Origin of the sequence: Paenibacillus sp. FSL H7-0737 (genome assembly GCF_000758545.1) — a bacterium.
Taxonomy (GTDB): Bacteria; Bacillota; Bacilli; order Paenibacillales; family Paenibacillaceae; genus Paenibacillus_AQ.
On record NZ_CP009279.1, the window covers coordinates 928,313 to 950,209 of the forward strand.

The following is a 21,897-nucleotide window of genomic DNA, read 5'->3' on the forward strand; positions in this document are numbered from 1 at the left end:
TGCTACTTGAACATTCTAATTGCCGATGATGAGAAACACATGACCACTATATTGAAGACTTATTTTGAAAAAGAGGGCTATAACGTTTGGGTAGCAGCGGATGGGGAGGAGGCGCTGGAGCTCTTTTTTTCGAATAAGATCGACCTTGTGGTACTGGATTGGATGATGCCTAAGCGAAGCGGGATTGAGGTATGCAATGAAATCAAGCAGGTTAGTTTAGCTAAGGTGGTCATGTTGACCGCTCGATCTTCCCACGACGATGAATTTAGCGCATTAGATATCGGTGCAGATGAATATATAAGAAAACCATTCGATCCACGGATCTTAATGCTGAGAATCAAAAAAATGCTGGGTACCGAAAAGGTAGCTGCTATACGGGATTTAGAAATTGATTTTGAGCGAAAAAAAGTGTTCAAGAATGGGGAGGAGCTGTCCCTATATAAAAAAGAGTTTGAACTGCTAACCTTCCTATATGAGAATAAAGGCCGGATTTTGTCCAGAGATTCTTTGTTATCTTCCGTTTGGGGGATGGATTATCTTGGTGAAGAGAGAACCGTGGATACTCATATCAAAAGATTACGCGATAAGATTGGGGCTGACCACGTAATCACACATAGGGGAATGGGGTACAGCTTCCATGATAAAAATCAATAAAATAAGCACGAAGTTATTGATTATGGTAAGTATTATTCTACTGATTGTGTTTGGGACGTCCTATTCATTGCACAATTTTTTCTCGTCCGATTATTACCTTTACAAAATGAAAACCAAAATTAACGACATATATGACGAAGTAAAGGATCTCAGTCTGGATCAGCTCATGGAGAAAGAAACAGCGATCGAGAACAATAACAATGTAACGATAGTTAGGGTTGAGAACAACGGAAGCGCAACAATAATCAACGAGAACATTCAATTTGCGTTGTACAAAGATAAAGTGGCACTTAATAAGTTCTGGATTACGGAAGAAGTTTTGCAAAAGGTAAATGAAGGAAAAACGGTGAATCTATTATTTAATCAGGGGAAATTGAAGTCCAGCCTGTTAACGAAAATATATGAGCAGGATGGTAGCTTAATCCTCATCGGCACAGTGGTTGTGCACAATACAGATGCTTTAAACATCGTAAACCAATTCAGCTTCTATTCCATTCTTTTGGGGATTATTATCAGTTTGCTGTTAGTGGCTTATTTTTCGAGGAAAATCATTACTCCGTTAGAGCAATTGCAGGATGTGGCGAAGGATATCTCCAATCTTGATTTTAAACAAGTGACGATTAAATCGGGGGATGAAATCGAAGAATTATCAAAGAGCATTAACCAGATGAGTCAGCGCCTGAAAAGTGCCCATGCAGAGCTGGAAAAGAAAAATCAAAGCTTAAACACACTGATCTCAAGCATTTCACACGAGGTAAAAACACCGTTATCCTTAATCCAAGCGTATACCATTGGTATTCAAGACGATCTGGATGATGGCACCTATACGGATATCATTTTGGAACAGGTGAAGTATACGTCTGATATGGTGGATTACTTAATTAAGCTGTCCAAGATCCAAAAGACCGTAGTGCATAAAGAAAAATTCGATCTTAAAGAGCTTCTGCTCAAAGTGATCTCACAATATAATATTACGTTCAAAAATAAAAACCTGATCTTACAGACCGACTTCCATTCGGTTGAAAGATCCATCGTTGAGGAGGATAGCAGCCAGATAGAAATTGTATTCAACAACTTAATTAGTAATGCCATTAAATATGGGGAAGAGAATGTCTTTAGCATCTCAGTAGAGAATGATATCCACGGCACTTTGAAATTCACCATTACTAATAAAACCACGCGCCTAAAAGAGAAGCATCTAGCGTATATCTGGGACCCGTTCTATGTCATCGAGGAGTCTCGGAATAAAGAAATCTCCGGTACTGGACTTGGCCTGTCTATTGTCGCGGAGATTCTAGCTAAGAATGATCTAAAATATGAAGCCACATTAGAGGACTCGTATATTAGTTTTAGTGTTTGGTTTGATGTAGAGGTTACAGAAAATAATTGTTAGTGGGAGGAAAATGTCCCTTAAGAAATCTTCAGTTACTGTGGCAACACTTTCACTCTTAATCAACCTCATAATGAATATATATCAGGCACTATCAATGATTAAATGTTTAGATTAGGGAAAACCTCCCTGATTATGTGAGATTAATCGTGCTCCAAGCGATAATTAGGGAAAATCTCCCCAATTATCAGGGTGTTTCATTCATAAAGAGGGTATTCTCGTATTTATTAGGGAGGATTTCCTTGAAAGTCACAAATTGAGCCGATAATTGACTAATTTTAGGGATGATTTCCCTAATCCGCAAAGTGGTGTGATGTGAAGCTTAATGCAATGCTAGTGGAATTGAATTGCAGCTCATAATAAATGAAGCACTCCTTCAAGGAGGATTCATTCGCTTTAAAGCTATCGGCAGAGACACGATTCTACACATAATCGTGAATGGTTTTCAGATTTAACCCATAAATATGGTGGAAAGTAACGGAGGGAATTTTGGAACTGTAGGAGCGGAGCGTTCGCCTTTGTCTCCGGATGTTATCCGCTGTTAGCGGTGAAATCAAAAACATCTGGAGACAACAGCGACCGAAAGTCCAAACTTCCCGCAGTTACGCCCCATCACCATATTCATCGCCCTACCATCAATTTAGCTTCAAGATCGAAGCATTATCAACAAAAGTTGCTGTATTAAACAGCATCAATACATCCTTGATATCATTCTGAGCCATATAATCACTGATACTCCCGTTATAATAACGGATGTCGATCACGTGGATCTCAGGCACATGCTGAGCCAGAAAAGGGATGACACTATGCGCATAGGAGTCCTTGATGACGAGCAGCTTCTCCTGTTTGACCACTTTAGGATCAAGCTGGCTTGTGATTTTCATGAGGGCATGAACGCCGCCTAGGAAATAAGAGTATTTATCTTTTTTCTCCAGATAGCTTGGATCGTACATACTTGTTAAAGTCTCACCCGTATCTACAATATGCATCTTGGTGGATACATCATGAACAGGCTTATACACTTGAATGGAATCTGGTGCCACTCCAATGAATTGACTCCGCGTATGGTAGCTTCCAAGGAACGAATCGCTTACCGTCTCAATCTCGAATTCGCTCTGGGATAGAGGCAGCCATCCCATACTTTTAGCATAAGTTACGTAAGCCAAATAAGCGCCGTAGGTTGTCCAGTGATGATCGGTCCGATAATAAATGTCCTCTGCGGCATGAGGAGCAAGAACATTAAATCCATTTATAAAAGTAAGGCTATTCCCTACATCCTCAGCAATCGTTTGATTCACCTCGGCTTGCGAATATACGGGTGCTAACCAGGGCAGACGCTCGTTGTACAAGCCTACCGATGTCGGCGCAAGCAGAAAGGTCGTTTTGGCTTCAGCATTTTTATCGGCAAAACGCTTCACAGCCGCTGTATATTGCTGAAACTTATTGTGATCAGGTGCCTCGAATTTTTCGAATAAGTAGCCGTCTTTCCCCTTATATATTCCGTTATTTTCTTGCTGCAACCTCATTTGCTCCATCGCCGATTTCACCCATACCCATTTGGCGCGAAAAGGGAAGTGATCGGTTACGAAGCTTTCCGCCTCTTCCGCATAGGTGTGGGATAATAAATTGTCCCATGTCAGATGGGGAGCGCTTTGTAAATATCGGTTCTCTAGCTCAGAGAAACGTTGAACAGGCAGTAAGAAAAAGGTTATACCCACCAGAAACAGCGTCGCGACAAATCCTACCACTAGTATTCGATCCGTTCTCTGCTTCATAAACAATCACCCCCTAGAATCGGAAATATAAGAATGGGTTAAAGGTAGCATCCACTAAGTAAGCGACAGATAGGAAGAATAGCACGCCATACCAAATTAGAGAAGGAATCGTTCTATCATCCATTCGCTTGGAAGCTTTTAAAGGTGCAGAGGCTAAAGTTAGTACGACGAGTAGAATCGCGTTTGTGTAAGTGAAGTATAAAGTAGTGGTATCCCACAATGGCTGACCGTTAAAGCCGAGCATCGCTTGCAAGTAACTAAGCACCAATGGAAGTTCTTCAAAGGCGAACAAGACCCATCCGATGAGAATAAGTACAATGGCATATAGATGCCTAACCCAGCGCGGTAGGCGGCTCAGTAGCTTTAATCCCCACCATTTTTCAAAGATAAGAATAACCCCAAAGTATAATCCCCAGAGTAGAAAATTCCAGCTTGCTCCGTGCCAGATTCCCGTCAACAGCCAGACGATGAGGATATTGCGCACTTGAATGCCTAAACCCCGGCGGTTGCCTCCAAGCGGGATATATACGTAGTCACGAAACCAACTGCTAAGGGAAATATGCCATCTCCGCCAGAAGTCGGTAATGCTCTGTGAAATATAAGGTTTGTTGAAGTTCTCGTTAAAGCGGAAGCCGAACATAAGTCCGAGGCCAATCGCCATATCCGAATATCCACTGAAATCAAAATAGATCTGAAAAGCAAATGCAATAATGCCAATCCAGGCGGTTAAAGCAGGCATGGAATCTAGATTGGAGCTGGAGATGGTGTGCCAGAGCAAACCGATGTTATTGGCAAGCAGCACTTTTTTGGCTAGTCCGATAATGAATCTTCGTACACCCTCTGCGAACATGGGGATATCCACCGAACGCGCTCGTAATTGCTCTGCAATGGTGTTGTATTGAACGATAGGACCGGCTACTAATTGCGGGAACAAGGCTACAAACGTACCGAAATCAATCCAATTTCGCTGTGCTTTAGCAGTTCCTCTGTATACGTCAATGATGTACGACATGGATTGAAAGGTATAGAACGAAATCCCAATAGGTAGTGGTAAATCAGTTAATGGGATATGAGTACCGAGGAGTTTATTTACATTTTGGATGAGAAAATCTGCATATTTGAAATACGACAATAAGCCCAGGTTAATAACCATAGAGCTAACCACAATCCACTTGCGCTGTACCTTAGTTAGCTTCGGTCTACTAAGAAGTAGACCAAAGCCGTAATCCGTAATGGTGGACAGCAACATAATTACAATGTAGACGGGTTCGCCCCAAGCATAAAACACCAGACTGCTTAAGAACAATATGAGGTTTTTGATTCGCCAAGGCGAAACATAGTAGAGTGCAAGGACAGCCGGCAGGAACAGGAATAGGAATAGTAGGCTGCTGAATACCATCGCTAATTATTTTTTAGTAAACAAGGTATCAAATTCAGTCACCAGCTGATCAGCACTCTCCGAAATCACGAATAAGATGTAATTGCCTTTTGTGACCAGCTTATAATTTTGGGCGTTCTCATACTGATCCGGAAGGTATTGTTCGAATTGCTTTTGAATATCAGTCGCACGCTCTTTGACGGCGGTTTCGACAGTAGAGATATCTTTTGCATCTTTAACTTTTAAAATGGCAATTTCGTTACTTTTCACATTCATCATTGGCATTCTAATGCTATAATCTTCAAGTAATGATGGAGCTAGATGGTACAGCTGAGCCACCATATCTTCTTCAACTTCCATTAATGAAGGCTGTTCCACTTTTGCGAGCATCTCGTCGATCATTTCTTTCGGCGTCAGATTGGTTTCGACAACGGCTTCATTGTTACTACTGGAACAGGCGCTAAGCATTACACTTAATACAATAGTTAACGCTAGAATGAAGGTATGTTTTTTCAATTAGGTCACTCTCCTTGGTGTGTTTGATCTACGTTTCTCTAGTTAACTAACGTAAAGAGTCTATAGAATGTTGCGGGACACTTTCTTTCGAATACTTTACCCCAATTTTGTGGAAATATGTTTGAAGGAAAAGGTCATGCAAAGATCTTCCTCTCTTAGCTTGCGCAATGGTTGGTTATACTGTTAATGTTAGATAGATAGTTTTGAATAGAAGGGGATTGAACGGAATGATCGAAGAACTGAACAATAATGGACTACCGGAGAATTACGAGGAATTAAAGAAAGCTGCCAACCGCTCTGCGGATTGGAGAGCCCGTCTAGAAGCTGTTGAAGAACTGGGACAGACTAACCACAAACAAATTATCGATATCCTGACGCGTTTAATGGAGAGCGATCCTGTATATACAGTTCAAGAAGCGGCTTACCTTAAACTGAAGGCATTCGGCGAAGATGTTAAAGCACCGTCCAAGAATAAACCAGAGCTAGTAAAAGGCGTATCCAAAATACTCCTGAGAATCAAGAAGAGCTTGCCAAGAGATCATTCGTACGAAGATTTCAAAGAGAAACTGAAGAAGATGAGAATCGACGTGTACGATATTTACGAAGGCGAAAAGGGCGCTGACTTTGATGCTTGGCTGATGAAGATGTGGAATTCCTCGAACAAGTAAAGGATGACAACATGCAAACTAACAAATTGACAGAACAATTTCAAGAATATCTTAAGCTTTCCGCTGACTTACGTCCTGACTACATTGCCAGCTTAGGTAAGGGTGATAATGAAGCGAAGATTACGGCGATTTTTCCGGAAGCCCCTGAACTGCTGAAGGCCATTTATAACACAGTTTCTGGTACAAGCAGTGAGGAAGAAGAACCAAGTCTGATCGAATTTATTCCAGGGTATCGTCTAATTCATATTAATGAATATGAAGCAGAGATGAAGATTTTAGCTGGAATATTGGAGGAAAAAGGCCATCAAGCGGATGGCGTTATCTTGCCGATCTTAACGAACTACGGTAGCGACTTCATTTGTTACTATAAATCTGCAGATGGTGTGGAACGTGTATGTGACCTGCTGCATGATTTTGGGGATCTGATTGTCATGTATGAATCACCTGAAAAGTTCCTGGAGACTTTATGTGAGTTCTACAAGCAGGAGGTTTATTTCCTGGATGAAGAGGGTTACCTCGATTGCGATTTAGTAAAAGAGGGCGAAGTAGGTGCGGCTCTAAACCCGGATGCGAAATATTGGTCCGAGTAACAAGCTGATACCCTATAAAGAAGAGCAGCAGTCCTATTACGGACTAGCTGCTCTTTGTTTATTAAATATCTTCTGTTATGTTACTCCTGCGTAGCACGTTTCTCCTGCTCGCGAAGCTCTACTCTCCGTATTTTTCCGGAGGTCGTCTTAGGAAGATCTTGAATGAACTCGATTTTGCGTGGATATTTATAAGGAGCGGTCCACTCTTTAACATGGGATTGCAGCTCCTTCACAAGCTCTGGAGAAGCGGCGGTCTCATCTTTTAGTACAATAAAAGCTTTAACGATATGTCCGCGGATTTCATCCGGACTTGCAACGACCGCGCATTCCTTAACCGCAGCATGTTTCATAAGGGCTTCTTCTACTTCGAAAGGACCTATGGTGTAGCCCGAACTAATGATAATGTCATCTCCACGGCCCTCGAACCAGAAATAACCCTCTTCATCTTTCCGTGCCCGGTCACCAGTTATGAAGAACTCGCCGTGAGTAGAGCTTTCTTTTCTGCCAGGGTCTTTGTAATAGGTATGGAATAACGCTGGCATGCTTAGGTGCACTGCGATATCTCCAACAACTCCAGCAGGTAACGGAATGCCGTCCTCATCTACCACTTCAATTAGACCTGGAGCAATAGACTTACCCATAGAACCTATTCGGATAGGTGTATCTTTGAGAGTACCGATAATTAGCGTACTTTCTGTTTGACCGTAACCATCACGAATCGTGATATTGAATTCACGCTGGAAGGTGTTGATAACCTCTTGATTCAAAGGCTCTCCAGCGGAAACCGCGCAGCGAAGGTGGGACAAGTCATACTGATTGAGATTTTCTAATTTGGCCATCAAGCGATATTCGGTTGGCGTACAGCATAATACCTCGATGTTGTGATCTTGTAACAGCTGCAAATATTTTTTGGGATGAAAAGATCCACTATATACAAAGCCGGTCGCCCCGTTGCCAAGGACGGTTAGGAATGGGCTCCAGATCCACTTCTGCCAGCCCGGTGCTGCTGTTGCCCAAACGGTGTCGGTTTCTTTGATATCGAGCCATTGAGGCGATGTGATACGTAAGTGAGCATAACCCCAGCCATGACTGTGAACGACTGCTTTAGGGTTGCCAGTTGTTCCAGAGGTATATGCCAAGATCGCCATATCGTCGCGGTGGCTTTCGACTGCTGTGAATTTATCTGGCTGATCAATCATTAGGCCTTCCAGATCTAGCCATCCATGACCGAGCTCGTCAGGGTCGCCGGATACGGAAAGACGGTAATCCAGAGCAGGCAGATCGTCTGAGATTTTATTAACTTCATCAGTGACCTCGGACCAGGCAATAACAGCTCTGGCTTCGGAATGCCGCAGACGATAAGATAAATCCTTTGCGCGAAGCATTTCTGATGAAGGGATAATGGCAAGTCCTAGCTTCAGACATGCTAAATAGATGACATAAGCGATGATTCGACGGGGAACCATTACAAGAACACGATCCCCTTGCTGAAGGCCGAGTGCTGCGAGCCCTCCGGCAAGCTGGTTAGCTTGCTTGCGAAGATCTCCGTAAGTGATCTCCTCGTAGTCTCCTTGTTCATTCAACCACTTAAGCGCAATCTTTTCCGGAGCATGACGTTCCATTTCCGAAGTGAGATTGTAGTACTCAGGTGCGATCCACTGCTGATTATCCAATATGAACCTCTCCTATATAAAACAAGATGTGTATAACTGTTATGCTTAGTATAGCACGTTATCCTAGTACCAGGTACTAGTACCTTGAGGCTTAAATTTGATATCATAGGGTTTAGAAGGTTAAGATAACTTGTGTAAATATAAATCCAGAAAGTGAGAACTATGTTATGAATCACACAACTTTTGATGAAATATTCGCCATTATGGAAGCCTCTTTTCCTAACTCCGAGATCAGAACCTATGAGGGACAACAGGAGTTATTGGATGTTTCACATTACCGATTGATTACCGAAGTGAATGCTGAGGGGAAAATCATTGCTTTTATAGCTTGCTGGGAGTTTCCAGGATTTCGATTTGTAGAACATATTGCCGTGGACCCAAGTATAAGAGGTGGGGGCATTGGTAAAAAGCTGATGGAAGAATATATCCGTCAGTCGGGCAAGCCTGTGCTTCTTGAAGTAGAGCCGCCACTGGGTGAAATGGAACAACGGAGAATTGGCTTTTATGAGCGACTGGGCTTCCATTTGAATCCTTATGCGTATGTGCAGCCCCCTCTGCGTGAGGGAAATGCGGATTTACCGCTTCAAATTATGACTTACCCTAACCCTGTCGATGTAGAAGAATTCAATCTTTATAGAGAAATTTTATATACAGAAGTGTATAAGGTTACAACGCCGTATCAAAGTTAATCTAACAGCAATCCGTACGATCCTTTTTAGGACAAGCGGGTTGCTGTTTTTATTTTTTTTGAATTAATGATATTTTGATTTTTTTAATTACAAAATGGGTACAAGTAAGAAACAACTTAGAGACATAATCTTATTTTGTTTGAGCTAAAGTAAGAACAAAGATTGAACTTTCGAGGAGGGCTTACTTATGAAAAACAAAAAAATAATTATAGCAACAATGGTGTTTGGGATGGTAGCCACAGGATCAGCCGGTGTGTACGCAGGAACTAAACTTCAGAAAATTACGGCATATCTCAATCACAGCATTGGATTTAAGGTGAATGGCACGGCTTATACGCCAGTTGATAATAAAGAAAATGCACTGGCACCAATTACGTATAACAATACAACCTATCTTCCTGTGCGTGCGATTGCTGATGTAATGAAGGTGCCTGTGACCTTTGATGCGGTGAACAATCAGGTTATTCTTGGCACAGGAGGCTCGGTGACTGACACTATTTCTCTGACTCCAGTACAATACAGCAACACTCAGAAAGAAGAGATTGTTAAAGCCTTCGCCAATTTCCAAGGTTTTGAAACAGCCTATGCACCTACTCAAATGGTGAGTGGAGACGCATTTCAAAAAGTAGTGGGTTCAGATGATGGTGTGAACTTTCTGTTTAAGCAGATGAAGGTGAACATTTCTCCTCGTGATTACGCTTACGAATATAAAGGTGAAACCGTAAAGCTCTCTAACGGAACCGAAGCTAAATGGTATAGTCCATCTACCGATTCGTTGTTCTTGACCTATAAACTGGATGATCGTTTTGTTACTATTAGTTCCCCGAATAAAACACTGAGTAAGACGCAATTAGAAAAAGTAGCAGTGAATGTAGTGAAATGGACGAAATAAGCCCTCATTAGCACTTATCTTTGTGCCTTAAAAAGTAAAGCAGCAAGTCTCCCATAGTTGGAGAGGCTTGCTGCTTCTTTGTCGTGTTTGGGAGCCAATGATTTAAACGCTTTTACTTACTGTGCTGTTTATTTGGCAGCTTTTGACTTGGTGTACTTTTACCGTGATTTTCTTTATTCTTTTCAGCTTTCTTTTGGGTATCGTGTACTTTTTCTACAAAAGCATGAGTATCGTCCATGTTTATCCTCCTTGATTGGCAACCTTGCCGTTACTGTAACCACTTTTGTAAGAATACATACACGATGTACTTTACAAACTTCTATGTTTATAAAGACATTGCGAAAATATTTAATAGTTACTATAAATGGATGCAAGCATTTCATAGAACAGTAAGGGAGACTGATTATGAACAGGTTATTTAAACAAGCTGTATCCATGACCTTAGCTTTCGTTATGGTACTGGGAATTACATTCACAGGAATACCAGCTTATGCTGAAGACAGCAATGGGGATGCTGGACTACTGCAATTACAATCGTTAGAGCCTGTTACATTATTGGCAGGGAATTCTACGTGGAAGTATCTAGATCACGGAACAGATCAAGGGACGGTATGGCGGTCCGTGTACGATGATTCAACATGGGCGTCTGGCCAAGCACCGCTTGGTTATAAAGATAGTGGATCCGGAGTCAGCAGTAAGCAATTTGGTGCTCTGAACACAAATATAAGCTACGGTTCTAATAAGAGTATGAAATATCGTACTTCTTACTTCCGTACAAACGTAACGGTGAATAAGGAAGAGATTGCGAAATCCGATAAAATCTTGGGTAACTTCGCATTTGATGACGGAGCTGTACTATATTTGAACGGTAAAGAAATTTACCGTGAGGCTATGCCAGCGGGCGAAATTAATTTTCAAACAAAAAGTTCAACTAACTTAAGTGATCCAAACGAATATACCAAGGTAGACCTTACCGAAGTAGTAAAGGCTAACTTGAAGGACGGAAGTAATGAGCTTTCAGCTGAGGTGCATCAGTCGAGTGATGGTAGCTCTGACCTCTATTGGGATATGAACCTGATTGCTTATCCGGTAGTAGAGCCTGTAGACCCTGGAGTTGGGAAGCCTGAGTCTATCGCACTTACTTTTAACGGAAACCCTCAGACTAGTATGGGATTCAACTGGTATGCACCTGAGAGTGTGACGGGTACCAAGCTTGAAGTAGTAGAAGCTTCTAAATTAGTGGATGGTCAGTTTCCGGTAGGTGCTCAAACTTACGAAGGAACATCGGTTACAACAAGCGTGTATATGACCAAAGCGGATAAGTCAGCCAAGAAACCAGTAGTACTGACTAGTCATAAGGTCATTGCTGATCACCTGCAGCCGGGAACGGAGTATGCTTACCGTGCTGGGGATGGACAAGCTGATAATTGGAGTGACATCGGAACGTTTACAACAGAAAGCTCCAGTAATCAGGCATTTAAGTTCTTATATACAACGGACTCTCAAGGAACAACTGAAGGTGATTTTGATATTTGGAATCATACCCTTCAAGAGGGATTGGCTAAATTCCCGACAAGTGAATTCATTCTGAATTCCGGTGATTTGGTAGACAACGGTGATATTGAGGAGCAATGGGGATGGTTCTTCAATAAACCAAAGGATATTCTAGCAAATATTCCATTGGTTCCACTGGTAGGTAATCATGAAAGTAAGAGTTATAGCAATTACACAACTCATTTTAATTTACCTAATGTCTCGAATACGGGCGCAAAACCAGATGGCTCTGTATATTCTTTTGACTACGGTTCAGCACACTTTATGGTTATTAATACAGAATATTATGGTGCTAGCTCGAGTCTTGAGAATAACGAAATTTACAAAAAACAAGTAGAGTGGCTGCGCAGTGAAGCCGCGAAAAGCGATCAGAAGTGGAAGGTTGTGCTTTTGCATAAATCACCTTATTCAGTTGCCAGTCACACAAATGATACAGATGTACTCTATTACAGAGCTAATTTGACAAAGGTATTTGATGAGCTTGGTATTGACATGGTTATCGGAGGACATGACCACACCTATACTAGAAGCTATCAAATGTACAACAATCAGCCGTTGACGGATATTAAGCCGGACAAAAACGGAGTGGTAACTGATCCTAAGGGTACGTTATACCTGATTACAAATGCAGCGGGCAATAAAAAATATAATGTAGCAGCAGGTCCATTTCCTTTTGCAGCTAAATACGAGCAGCCTGGTAAGGAAATGTTCACAGGAATGACTGTAACAAATAATGAATTTTCATACGAAGCCTATACCACGACAACTGGTGGATCTACTGACTTGTATGATAAATACAGCATTCATAAGTCTGATGTAGCTGTTAAACCTGTGCAAAATGCAAAAGCTACTGTAGCAGATGGCGGTAAAATCACGTTAACTTGGGATGCGCCTGCATCCGGTGCACCGGTATCAGGATATCGCATTTATGAGCAAAATGATCTGGTATCTGCAAACTGGACGGTCAGTGTTCCTAATACGGAAGGTCAAACTTCTTATAGTTACACTGTAGAAAATACTAATCCGAACCAAACCTATCAATTTGTTATCAAAGCTGTAAGTGACAGAACCAATTCAGAAGCTAAAATTGCTTCTAGCGATTCTATCAAAAAAGTTACCGTTACCTTTAACGGCGATCCAGTGAGTGCAAAAGGATTCACTTGGTACACAGCGTTGAAATCTGCAGGAAGCGACCTGCAGGTTGTAGAGAATACGGGCGTTACTCCAGACTTTACAAAAGCTGCTGAGTTTACAGGCCGTTCAGCTGTTTCCAGAAATTCAAAGGATGAATTAGTTCATAAAGCTGAAGCTTCTGGCCTTAAGGCTGATACGAAATACTACTTCCGTGTAGGTGATAAAGCACTGGGATTGTGGAGTGCAGTGGGAACTTTCGAAACAGCTGCTAAGACAGGTGCATTTACTTTCATCGATCTGGCGGACACACAAGCTAAGACCGAAGATGAGGCTATTCTTTCTGGAGAAACGATGGCAAAAGCACTTACGACATTCCCGAATGCTGAGTTTGTGGCGATTAACGGAGATATCGTAGATACTGGAACCAATGAATCACAATGGAATTGGTTGCTTGGCCATTCACAGGAAACCTTGCTCAATACCACTATTGTTCCAGTTGCGGGGAACCATGAGGATAAAGCGAATGCCTTCTATGAGCACTACAATATTAAGGAAGCCGCAGGCTCACCAACAGAAACAGGAGCATACTATTCCTATGATTACAGCAATGCGCACTTTGTAGTCTTGAACACGAATGAGAATTCGGATGAATATGCTAACTTCAGCAAGGCACAGTTGGATTGGATGAAGGCCGATGTAAAAGCAGCGAAGGCTGCTGGAGCGAAGTGGATTATCGTCGCTATGCATAAAGGACCATACACAACCTCTAACCACGCTACTGACAAAGATATTATGGGCGCTAATGGAGAAAGAGCGAAAGTCGCTCCAATGATGGCTGAACTGGGTATTGACCTGGTGCTTCAAGGTCACGATCATATCTATGCACGAACCAAGCCAATCAAGGCTGACGGAACTGCAGCAGACACAGTGAAAATCAAGGAAAGCTTCAATGGTCAAACGGTAGAGTACACAGTAAACCCAGATGGAACAATCTATCTGATTCCAGCTACGGCAGGAGCGAAGGTTTACTATAAGAACATGAAGAAAGAATTGGGAAATGCTTACTATAATCTCTTTGAAGTAGCCAATGAGAATACAGCAGCTAAATACGGAGCGGACCCAAGTGATGCTACGCGTCCAATGCGCGGTCAAGTTCAGACCTTTGTTGGTATCACTGTAGATGCAGGGAAGCTGACAGCTGTATCTTATGAGATTGATCAGAATGTTAATGAGGCTAAACCATATGTTCTTGAAGAGTTCGGTATTGTTAAGGGCGATGAGAATGGTGGAGTTACACCAACACCAACGCCAACACCAACGCCAACACCAACGCCAACAACAGAGCCGACAACAGCACCAACAACAGCGCCAACAACTGCACCAACAACTGCACCAACAACTGCACCAACAACTGCACCAACAACAAAACCGACAGCAACACCAACACCAACAGTAGCGCCAACAGCTACACCAGCACCGACAACGGCGCCTTCACCAACTGCGACGCCAGTTAGTAAGCCATCTTTAACGGATACTAGCAATCACTGGGCGGCTGCTGTTATCGAGAAAGCAGTAGCAGCTGGCTTCGTTAGTGGTTATCCGGATGATACTTTCCGTCCGAATCAGAAAGTAAATCGGGTTGAATTTATCACATTGCTGGCACGTGCATTACAATTACCGGAGAATGGTGACACTTCAAGCTTTAAGGATTCTGCGAAGATTCCAGCATGGGCTAAGTCTTTTGTGGCACAGGCTGTATCTCTGCAAATTATCAGTGGCTATGATGATGGAACATTCCGTCCTACACAGGAGCTAACACGTACAGAATTAGCAGTTATGGTTGTTCGCGCTCTTGGTATTACGGTAGATCCTAAAGCGACATTAACCTTCAATGATGCTAAGGATGTACCAGCATGGGCAGTGCCGTATATTGCAGCGGCAGCGAAATCAGGCCTTGTGAATGGTATAGGGCAGAATAAATTTGCACCTAACCAGAAGGCAACAAGAGCAGAGGCGGTTACCATAATCCTTGCATTATTAGAAAAAGGGCAGAAGTAATCTATTATCTGCGTGAAATGAACTCAAGCTTAGCTTGTATCGAACAAAGGGGTCTCAGCTTATCTGCTGGGGCTCTTTTGTGTTTAATGCTTTTTGTATAAGAGACCATCACTTTGCCGGAAAACATCACTAAGGAAGTGGACTATTATGATGAAGAAGTAAAAGAATGCAAAATAATATGAATTTTAAAATAATGCTTGCAATGAATCTCTATACATGATATATTCTATTTCTGGCCGAGAAACACACATGCCGAGCTCGAAAAAGAAGTAAAAAAAGAGCTTGACATTAAACGGCTGAACATGATATAGTATAAGAGTTGCTGCTGAGACATTAAACGGCGCCAACGAGAACTTGATCTTTGAAAACTGAACAACGAGTGAGTAGGAAATCACGAAAGTGATATCCAAAATTAGAGAATTAATTTTCTCGTCAGATGTTTCAAAATGAGCATATCGCTCTTTTCAATACTAATTGGAGAGTTTGATCCTGGCTCAGGACGAACGCTGGCGGCGTGCCTAATACATGCAAGTCGAGCGGAGTCATTTTGAAAGCTTGCTTTCAAAATGACTTAGCGGCGGACGGGTGAGTAACACGTAGGCAACCTGCCCCTTAGACTGGGATAACTACCGGAAACGGTAGCTAATACCGGATAATTTCTTTTTTCTCCTGAAGAAAGAATGAAAGACGGAGCAATCTGTCACTGAGGGATGGGCCTGCGGCGCATTAGCTAGTTGGTGGGGTAACGGCCCACCAAGGCGACGATGCGTAGCCGACCTGAGAGGGTGAACGGCCACACTGGGACTGAGACACGGCCCAGACTCCTACGGGAGGCAGCAGTAGGGAATCTTCCGCAATGGGCGAAAGCCTGACGGAGCAACGCCGCGTGAGTGATGAAGGTTTTCGGATCGTAAAGCTCTGTTGCCAGGGAAGAACGTCCGGTAGAGTAACTGCTATCGGAGTGACGGTACCTGAGAAGAAAGCCCCGGCTAACTACGTGCCAGCAGCCGCGGTAATACGTAGGGGGCAAGCGTTGTCCGGAATTATTGGGCGTAAAGCGCGCGCAGGCGGTCATTTAAGTCTGGTGTTTAAACCTTGGGCTCAACCTGAGGTCGCACTGGAAACTGGGTGACTTGAGTACAGAAGAGGAAAGTGGAATTCCACGTGTAGCGGTGAAATGCGTAGATATGTGGAGGAACACCAGTGGCGAAGGCGACTTTCTGGGCTGTAACTGACGCTGAGGCGCGAAAGCGTGGGGAGCAAACAGGATTAGATACCCTGGTAGTCCACGCCGTAAACGATGAGTGCTAGGTGTTAGGGGTTTCGATACCCTTGGTGCCGAAGTTAACACAGTAAGCACTCCGCCTGGGGAGTACGGTCGCAAGACTGAAACTCAAAGGAATTGACGGGGACCCGCACAAGCAGTGGAGTATGTGGTTTAATTCGAAGCAACGCGAAGAACCTTACCAGGTCTTGACATCCCTCTGAATCCACTAGAGATAGTGGCGGCCTTCGGGACAGAGGAGACAGGTGGTGCATGGTTGTCGTCAGCTCGTGTCGTGAGATGTTGGGTTAAGTCCCGCAACGAGCGCAACCCTTAACTTTAGTTGCCAGCAAGTAATGTTGGGCACTCTAGAGTGACTGCCGGTGACAAACCGGAGGAAGGTGGGGATGACGTCAAATCATCATGCCCCTTATGACCTGGGCTACACACGTACTACAATGGCCGGTACAACGGGAAGCGAAGCCGCGAGGTGAAGCCAATCCCATCAAAGCCGGTCTCAGTTCGGATTGCAGGCTGCAACTCGCCTGCATGAAGTCGGAATTGCTAGTAATCGCGGATCAGCATGCCGCGGTGAATACGTTCCCGGGTCTTGTACACACCGCCCGTCACACCACGAGAGTTTACAACACCCGAAGTCGGTGGGGTAACCCGCAAGGGAGCCAGCCGCCGAAGGTGGGGTAGATGATTGGGGTGAAGTCGTAACAAGGTAGCCGTATCGGAAGGTGCGGCTGGATCACCTCCTTTCTATGGAGAATCGTCTTCTGCGATGAAGACATTCAAATCGGAAGTTAAACTTCCAAATCTCAGGTTTAGGCCTGTTACTCACTCGTTGCTCAGTTTTGAGAGTTTAAGCTCTCATCTTTAAACTTGATCCTTGAAAACTGGATACCGAAACGAATTTGCGTTTTAGAACATCTTTTAGCAACTTGTGTAAACAAGTAAATGTTATTAGTGAGATGATTCCAAAGAGAATGTCATTGTATGATATTTTCCTGCGGAAAAATCAAGGTTAAGCTAATAAGAGCACACGGAGGATGCCTAGGCGCCAGGAGCCGACGAAGGACGTGGCGAACAACGAAACTGCCTCGGGGAGCTGTAAGCAAGCTTTGATCCGGGGGTGTCCGAATGGGGAAACCCAGCTGTGGTAATTCGCAGTTACTCATCTCTGAACACATAGGAGATGTAGAGGCAGACCAGGGGAACTGAAACATCTAAGTACCCTGAGGAAGAGAAAACAATAGTGATTCCGTCAGTAGCGGCGAGCGAACGCGGAACAGCCTAAACCTAAGAGCTTGCTCTTAGGGGTTGTGGGACGTCTCACATGGAGTTACAAAGGAATATGGTAGGCGAAGAGGTCTGGAAAGGCCCGCGATAGAGGTAAAAGCCCTGTAACCTAAACTGTGTTCTCTCCGAGACGGATCCCGAGTAGTGCGGGGCACGTGAAACCCCGTATGAATCCAGCAGGACCATCTGCTAAGGCTAAATACTACCTGGCGACCGATAGTGAAACAGTACCGTGAGGGAAAGGTGAAAAGCACCCCGGAAGGGGAGTGAAATAGAACCTGAAACCGTGTGCTTACAAAAAGTCAGAGCCCTATCTATGGGTGATGGCGTGCCTTTTGTAGAATGAACCGGCGAGTTACGTTTAACATGCAAGGTTAAGTCGAGAAGACGGAGCCGCAGCGAAAGCGAGTCTGAATAGGGCGATTGAGTATGTGGACGTAGACCCGAAACCGTGTGATCTACCCCTGTCCAGGGTGAAGGTGCGGTAACACGCACTGGAGGCCCGAACCCACGCATGTTGAAAAATGCGGGGATGAGGTGGGGGTAGCGGAGAAATTCCAATCGAACTCGGAGATAGCTGGTTCTCCCCGAAATAGCTTTAGGGCTAGCCTCGGTATAAGAGTAGTGGAGGTAGAGCACTGATTGGGTGCGGGGTCCGCAAGGATTACCAAGCTCAGTCAAACTCCGAATGCCATATACTTATTGCCGGGAGTCAGACAGTGAGTGCTAAGATCCATTGTCAAAAGGGAAACAGCCCAGACCATCAGCTAAGGTCCCCAAGTGTGTGTTAAGTGGGAAAGGATGTGGAGTTGCACAGACAACCAGGATGTTGGCTTAGAAGCAGCCACCATTGAAAGAGTGCGTAATAGCTCACTGGTCGAGTGACTCTGCGCCGAAAATGTAACGGGGCTAAACACACCACCGAAGCTATGGCTAGATACTATGTATCTGGGGTAGGGGAGCGTTGTATGTGGGTTGAAGGTGTACCGTAAGGAGCGCTGGACAGCATACAAGTGAGAATGCCGGTATGAGTAACGAAAAGATCAGTGAGAATCTGATCCGCCGAAAGCCCAAGGTTTCCTGAGGAAGGCTCGTCCGCTCAGGGTAAGTCGGGACCTAAGGCGAGGCCGAAAGGCGTAGTCGAAGGACAACAGTTTGAAATTACTGTACCACCGTAATCCGCTATGAGCGATGGGGTGACGCAGGAGGGTAGTGACGCGGACTGATGGATATGTCCGTCTAAGCAGTGAGGCTGATGTGTAGGCAAATCCGCACATCATTAAGGCTGGGCTGTGATGGGGAGCGAAAATTGTAGTAGCGAAGGTCATGATCTCACACTGCCAAGAAAAGCCTCTAGCCAGGAGAAGGTGCCCGTACCGCAAACCGACACAGGTAGGCGAGAAGAGAATTCTAAGGCGCGCGGAAGAACTCTCGTTAAGGAACTCGGCAAAATGACCCCGTAACTTCGGGAGAAGGGGTGCCCCGGTAGTGTGAATAGCACGAGGGGGCCGCAGTGAAAAGGCCCAAGCGACTGTTTAGCAAAAACACAGGTCTGTGCGAAGCCGCAAGGCGAAGTATACGGGCTGACGCCTGCCCGGTGCTGGAAGGTTAAGGGGAGTGGTTAGGGGTAACCCGAAGCTATGAACCGAAGCCCCAGTAAACGGCGGCCGTAACTATAACGGTCCTAAGGTAGCGAAATTCCTTGTCAGGTAAATTCTGACCCGCACGAATGGCGTAACGACTTGGGCGCTGTCTCAACGAGAGATCCGGTGAAATTTTAATACCTGTGAAGATGCAGGTTACCCGCGACAAGACGGAAAGACCCCATGGAGCTTTACTGCAGCTTGATATTGAATTTGGGTACGATCTGTACAGGATAGGTGGGAGCCGTAGAAATCGGAGCGCAAGCTTCGGTGGAGGCGCCGTTGGGATACCACCCTGATCGTATCTAGGTTCTAACCTAGTACCCTAATCGGGTACGGGGACCGTGTCAGGCGGGCAGTTTGACTGGGGCGGTCGCCTCCTAAAGAGTAACGGAGGCGTTCCAAGGTTCCCTCAGAATGGTTGGAAATCATTCGAAGAGTGCAAAGGCATAAGGGAGCTTGACTGCGAGACCTACAAGTCGAGCAGGGACGAAAGTCGGACTTAGTGATCCGGTGGTACCGCATGGAAGGGCCATCGCTCAACGGATAAAAGCTACCCTGGGGATAACAGGCTTATCTCCCCCAAGAGTCCACATCGACGGGGAGGTTTGGCACCTCGATGTCGGCTCATCGCATCCTGGGGCTGAAGTAGGTCCCAAGGGTTGGGCTGTTCGCCCATTAAAGCGGTACGCGAGCTGGGTTCAGAACGTCGTGAGACAGTTCGGTCCCTATCTGTCGTGGGCGCAGGAAATTTGAGAGGAGCTGTCCTTAGTACGAGAGGACCGGGATGGACGTACCGCTGGTGCACCAGTTGTTTCGCCAGAAGCATGGCTGGGTAGCTACGTACGGACGGGATAAGCGCTGAAAGCATCTAAGCGTGAAGCCCCCCTCAAGATGAGATTTCCCAATTAGTAAGACCCCTTGAAGACGACGAGGTAGATAGGTTGGAGGTGGAAGTGCAGTAATGCATGGAGCTGACCAATACTAATCGGTCGAGGGCTTATCCTATACTTAAGACGCAAATTCAATTCGGATTCAGTTTTCAGGCGACTCAAGCCTGAGCATTTACGATGTAAATGCCCGTTTGGTGGCGATAGCGGAGGGGTTCCACACGTACCCATCCCGAACACGACCGTTAAGCCCTCCAGCGCCGATGGTACTTGGACCGAAGGGTCCTGGGAGAGTAGGACGTCGCCAAGCGGACAACCACATTACCCGTGGTATTTTTTTTGCCCTTAATATTGATGTGTCTTAAAAAGGGCCTTTAGCTCAGCTGGTTAGAGCGCACCCCTGATAAGGGTGAGGTCGGTGGTTCGAGTCCACTAAGGCCCACCATATTCCCTGATAGCTCAGTTGGTAGAGCACTCGACTGTTAATCGAGTTGTCACAGGTTCGAGTCCTGTTCGGGGAGCCATTTATGGAGAGGTGTCCGAGTTTGGCCGAAGGAGCACGATTGGAAATCGTGTAGGCGCCACAAGCGTCTCGAGGGTTCGAATCCCTCTCTCTCCGCCATAAAGTTTATTAGCATGGCCCGTTGGTCAAGGGGTTAAGACACCTCCCTTTCACGGAGGTAACATGGGTTCGAATCCCATACGGGTCATAACATGGAGGCTTAGCTCAGCTGGGAGAGCATCTGCCTTACAAGCAGAGGGTCGGGGGTTCGATCCCCTCAGCCTCCACCATATTCATTTAAGAACGACGCGGGGTGGAGCAGCCCGGTAGCTCGTCGGGCTCATAACCCGAAGGCCGCAGGTTCAAATCCTGCCCCCGCAACCAAATTTTCCTTAAGCATGATGTTTTGGGACTAGCTGGCGTAGTGTAAATGAATAGTATATAATTATTAAATGACGCGGGGTGGAGCAGCCCGGTAGCTCGTCGGGCTCATAACCCGAAGGCCGCAGGTTCAAATCCTGCCCCCGCAACCAATTTACTCTTATGCATTATGTCTATGGAACCGTGGTGTAGTTGGCCTAACATGCCTGCCTGTCACGCAGGAGATCGCGAGTTCGAATCTCGTCGGTTCCGCCATTTAGTTAATTATTGTTGGGGATTAGCCAAGCGGTAAGGCAACGGACTTTGACTCCGTCATGCATAGGTTCAAATCCTATATCCCCAGCCATTTATGAGAGCCATTAGCTCAGTTGGTAGAGCACCTGACTTTTAATCAGGGTGTCGAAGGTTCGAGTCCTTCATGGCTCACCATTATTTTCAAAGTGTGCGCGTGTGGCGGAATGGCAGACGCACCAGACTTAGGATCTGGCGTTTCACGACGTGGGGGTTCAAGTCCCTTCACGCGCACCATATTTTGCGGAAGTGGCTCAGCGGTAGAGCATCGCCTTGCCAAGGCGAGGGTCGCGGGTTCGATTCCCGTCTTCCGCTCCATAATTTTTGCGCCCTTAGCTCAGCTGGATAGAGCGTTTGACTACGAATCAAAAGGCCGGGAGTTCGAATCTCTCAGGGCGCGCCATTTTTATTACTAAGTAATTACATATTTTGACGGGATGTAGCTCAGCTTGGTAGAGCACCTGGTTTGGGACCAGGGGGTCGCATGTTCAAATCGTGTCATCCCGATTTTATACCTTTGCGGGTGTAGTTCAATGGTAGAACTTCAGCCTTCCAAGCTGATAGCGTGGGTTCGATTCCCATCACCCGCTTATAATTAAGAAACATCTGTCTATTATAGGCAGGTGTTTTTTTTGTGTAGTTACATTCAT

At 45.0% G+C, this 21,897-nt stretch carries 12 protein-coding genes, 15 tRNA genes and 3 rRNA genes; 25 read left to right on the plus strand and 5 right to left on the minus strand.

Going from position 1 to position 21,897, the window contains the following annotated elements; all coding sequences use genetic code 11:
- Positions 1 to 6 precede the first annotated feature (6 nt).
- The gene (locus H70737_RS04030) at positions 7 to 654 is read left to right on the plus strand and encodes a response regulator transcription factor (protein WP_042184967.1); all 648 of its coding nucleotides are present in this window, start codon (positions 7 to 9) and stop codon (positions 652 to 654) included.
- On the plus strand, positions 638 to 2,047 hold the full coding sequence (locus H70737_RS04035; protein ID WP_042184969.1) for a sensor histidine kinase: 1,410 nt from the start codon (positions 638 to 640) through the stop codon (positions 2,045 to 2,047). The genes H70737_RS04030 and H70737_RS04035 overlap by 17 nt, the downstream gene beginning before the upstream one ends.
- Positions 2,048 to 2,679: 632 nt before the next feature.
- Here the strand turns inward: H70737_RS04035 and H70737_RS04040 are convergent.
- Genes H70737_RS04040 through H70737_RS04050 form a run of 3 tightly spaced genes read right to left on the minus strand, consistent with a single transcriptional unit; the run spans position 2,680 to position 5,713 of the window.
- Complete coding sequence (locus tag H70737_RS04040; RefSeq protein ID WP_042184971.1) at positions 2,680 to 3,819, minus strand: DHHW family protein; 1,140 nt, start codon at positions 3,817 to 3,819, stop codon at positions 2,680 to 2,682.
- Positions 3,820 to 3,832: 13 nt separating this feature from the next.
- On the minus strand, positions 3,833 to 5,218 hold the full coding sequence (locus H70737_RS04045) for an MBOAT family O-acyltransferase (RefSeq protein ID WP_042184973.1): 1,386 nt from the start codon (positions 5,216 to 5,218) through the stop codon (positions 3,833 to 3,835).
- A gap of 6 nt (positions 5,219 to 5,224) precedes the next feature.
- Complete coding sequence (locus H70737_RS04050; RefSeq protein ID WP_042184975.1) at positions 5,225 to 5,713, minus strand: DUF4358 domain-containing protein; 489 nt, start codon at positions 5,711 to 5,713, stop codon at positions 5,225 to 5,227.
- 227 nt (positions 5,714 to 5,940) lie between these two features.
- Between H70737_RS04050 and H70737_RS04055 the strand changes: the two genes are divergently transcribed.
- Both H70737_RS04055 and H70737_RS04060 read left to right on the plus strand, forming a co-directional pair.
- Positions 5,941 to 6,381 (plus strand): HEAT repeat domain-containing protein, encoded by a 441-nt coding sequence (locus H70737_RS04055; RefSeq protein ID WP_042184977.1) that lies wholly within the window; start codon positions 5,941 to 5,943, stop codon positions 6,379 to 6,381.
- Positions 6,382 to 6,392: 11 nt separating this feature from the next.
- Positions 6,393 to 6,971 (plus strand): SMI1/KNR4 family protein, encoded by a 579-nt coding sequence (locus H70737_RS04060; protein WP_042184979.1) that lies wholly within the window; start codon positions 6,393 to 6,395, stop codon positions 6,969 to 6,971.
- A gap of 80 nt (positions 6,972 to 7,051) precedes the next feature.
- On the opposite strand, the gene mbcS is transcribed toward H70737_RS04060, so the two are convergent.
- The gene (gene mbcS, locus H70737_RS04065; RefSeq protein ID WP_042184981.1) at positions 7,052 to 8,647 is read right to left on the minus strand and encodes an acyl-CoA synthetase MbcS; all 1,596 of its coding nucleotides are present in this window, start codon (positions 8,645 to 8,647) and stop codon (positions 7,052 to 7,054) included.
- Between the two features lie 164 nt (positions 8,648 to 8,811).
- Between mbcS and H70737_RS04070 the strand changes: the two genes are divergently transcribed.
- Positions 8,812 to 9,333, plus strand: coding sequence for a GNAT family N-acetyltransferase (locus tag H70737_RS04070; RefSeq protein ID WP_042184983.1), 522 nt, complete (start codon positions 8,812 to 8,814; stop codon positions 9,331 to 9,333).
- A gap of 187 nt (positions 9,334 to 9,520) precedes the next feature.
- Entirely contained in the window at positions 9,521 to 10,225 is a 705-nt protein-coding gene (locus tag H70737_RS04075) for a stalk domain-containing protein (RefSeq protein WP_042184985.1), read from the plus strand.
- Between the two features lie 112 nt (positions 10,226 to 10,337).
- Here the strand turns inward: H70737_RS04075 and H70737_RS29655 are convergent, their stop codons facing one another.
- Complete coding sequence (locus H70737_RS29655; protein WP_052404154.1) at positions 10,338 to 10,463, minus strand: DUF4023 domain-containing protein; 126 nt, start codon at positions 10,461 to 10,463, stop codon at positions 10,338 to 10,340.
- A gap of 167 nt (positions 10,464 to 10,630) precedes the next feature.
- Between H70737_RS29655 and H70737_RS31155 the strand changes: the two genes are divergently transcribed.
- The 19 genes from H70737_RS31155 to H70737_RS04170 all read left to right on the plus strand — a co-directional run bounded on the left by H70737_RS31155 (position 10,631) and on the right by H70737_RS04170 (position 21,837).
- Positions 10,631 to 14,971 (plus strand): S-layer homology domain-containing protein, encoded by a 4,341-nt coding sequence (locus H70737_RS31155; RefSeq protein ID WP_052404155.1) that lies wholly within the window; start codon positions 10,631 to 10,633, stop codon positions 14,969 to 14,971.
- Between the two features lie 471 nt (positions 14,972 to 15,442).
- Positions 15,443 to 17,000 (plus strand): 16S ribosomal RNA (locus tag H70737_RS04085).
- A gap of 263 nt (positions 17,001 to 17,263) precedes the next feature.
- Positions 17,264 to 20,191, plus strand: a 23S ribosomal RNA gene (locus tag H70737_RS04090).
- A gap of 75 nt (positions 20,192 to 20,266) precedes the next feature.
- Positions 20,267 to 20,383, plus strand: a 5S ribosomal RNA gene (gene rrf, locus H70737_RS04095).
- Together the 16S, 23S and 5S rRNA genes with 15 tRNA genes alongside form the textbook arrangement of a ribosomal RNA operon.
- Before the next feature lie 58 nt (positions 20,384 to 20,441).
- Positions 20,442 to 20,518: transfer RNA gene (locus H70737_RS04100), tRNA-Ile, on the plus strand.
- A 3-nt stretch (positions 20,519 to 20,521) separates the two neighbouring features.
- A tRNA-Asn gene (locus H70737_RS04105) sits at positions 20,522 to 20,597 on the plus strand.
- A gap of 5 nt (positions 20,598 to 20,602) precedes the next feature.
- Positions 20,603 to 20,695 (plus strand) — tRNA-Ser (locus tag H70737_RS04110).
- Positions 20,696 to 20,711: 16 nt separating this feature from the next.
- A tRNA-Glu gene (locus H70737_RS04115) sits at positions 20,712 to 20,783 on the plus strand.
- A gap of 6 nt (positions 20,784 to 20,789) precedes the next feature.
- A tRNA-Val gene (locus H70737_RS04120) sits at positions 20,790 to 20,865 on the plus strand.
- Positions 20,866 to 20,882: 17 nt separating this feature from the next.
- A tRNA-Met gene (locus tag H70737_RS04125) sits at positions 20,883 to 20,959 on the plus strand.
- A gap of 72 nt (positions 20,960 to 21,031) precedes the next feature.
- Positions 21,032 to 21,108 (plus strand) — tRNA-Met (locus tag H70737_RS04130).
- 25 nt (positions 21,109 to 21,133) lie between these two features.
- Positions 21,134 to 21,211: transfer RNA gene (locus tag H70737_RS04135), tRNA-Asp, on the plus strand.
- A 16-nt stretch (positions 21,212 to 21,227) separates the two neighbouring features.
- Positions 21,228 to 21,302, plus strand: a tRNA-Gln gene (locus tag H70737_RS04140).
- Positions 21,303 to 21,309: 7 nt separating this feature from the next.
- Positions 21,310 to 21,385, plus strand: a tRNA-Lys gene (locus tag H70737_RS04145).
- A gap of 15 nt (positions 21,386 to 21,400) precedes the next feature.
- Positions 21,401 to 21,484 (plus strand) — tRNA-Leu (locus tag H70737_RS04150).
- A gap of 6 nt (positions 21,485 to 21,490) precedes the next feature.
- Positions 21,491 to 21,565, plus strand: a tRNA-Gly gene (locus H70737_RS04155).
- A gap of 8 nt (positions 21,566 to 21,573) precedes the next feature.
- Positions 21,574 to 21,650, plus strand: a tRNA-Arg gene (locus H70737_RS04160).
- A gap of 30 nt (positions 21,651 to 21,680) precedes the next feature.
- Positions 21,681 to 21,754 (plus strand) — tRNA-Pro (locus H70737_RS04165).
- A 12-nt stretch (positions 21,755 to 21,766) separates the two neighbouring features.
- Positions 21,767 to 21,837 (plus strand) — tRNA-Gly (locus H70737_RS04170).
- Positions 21,838 to 21,897 lie beyond the last annotated feature (60 nt).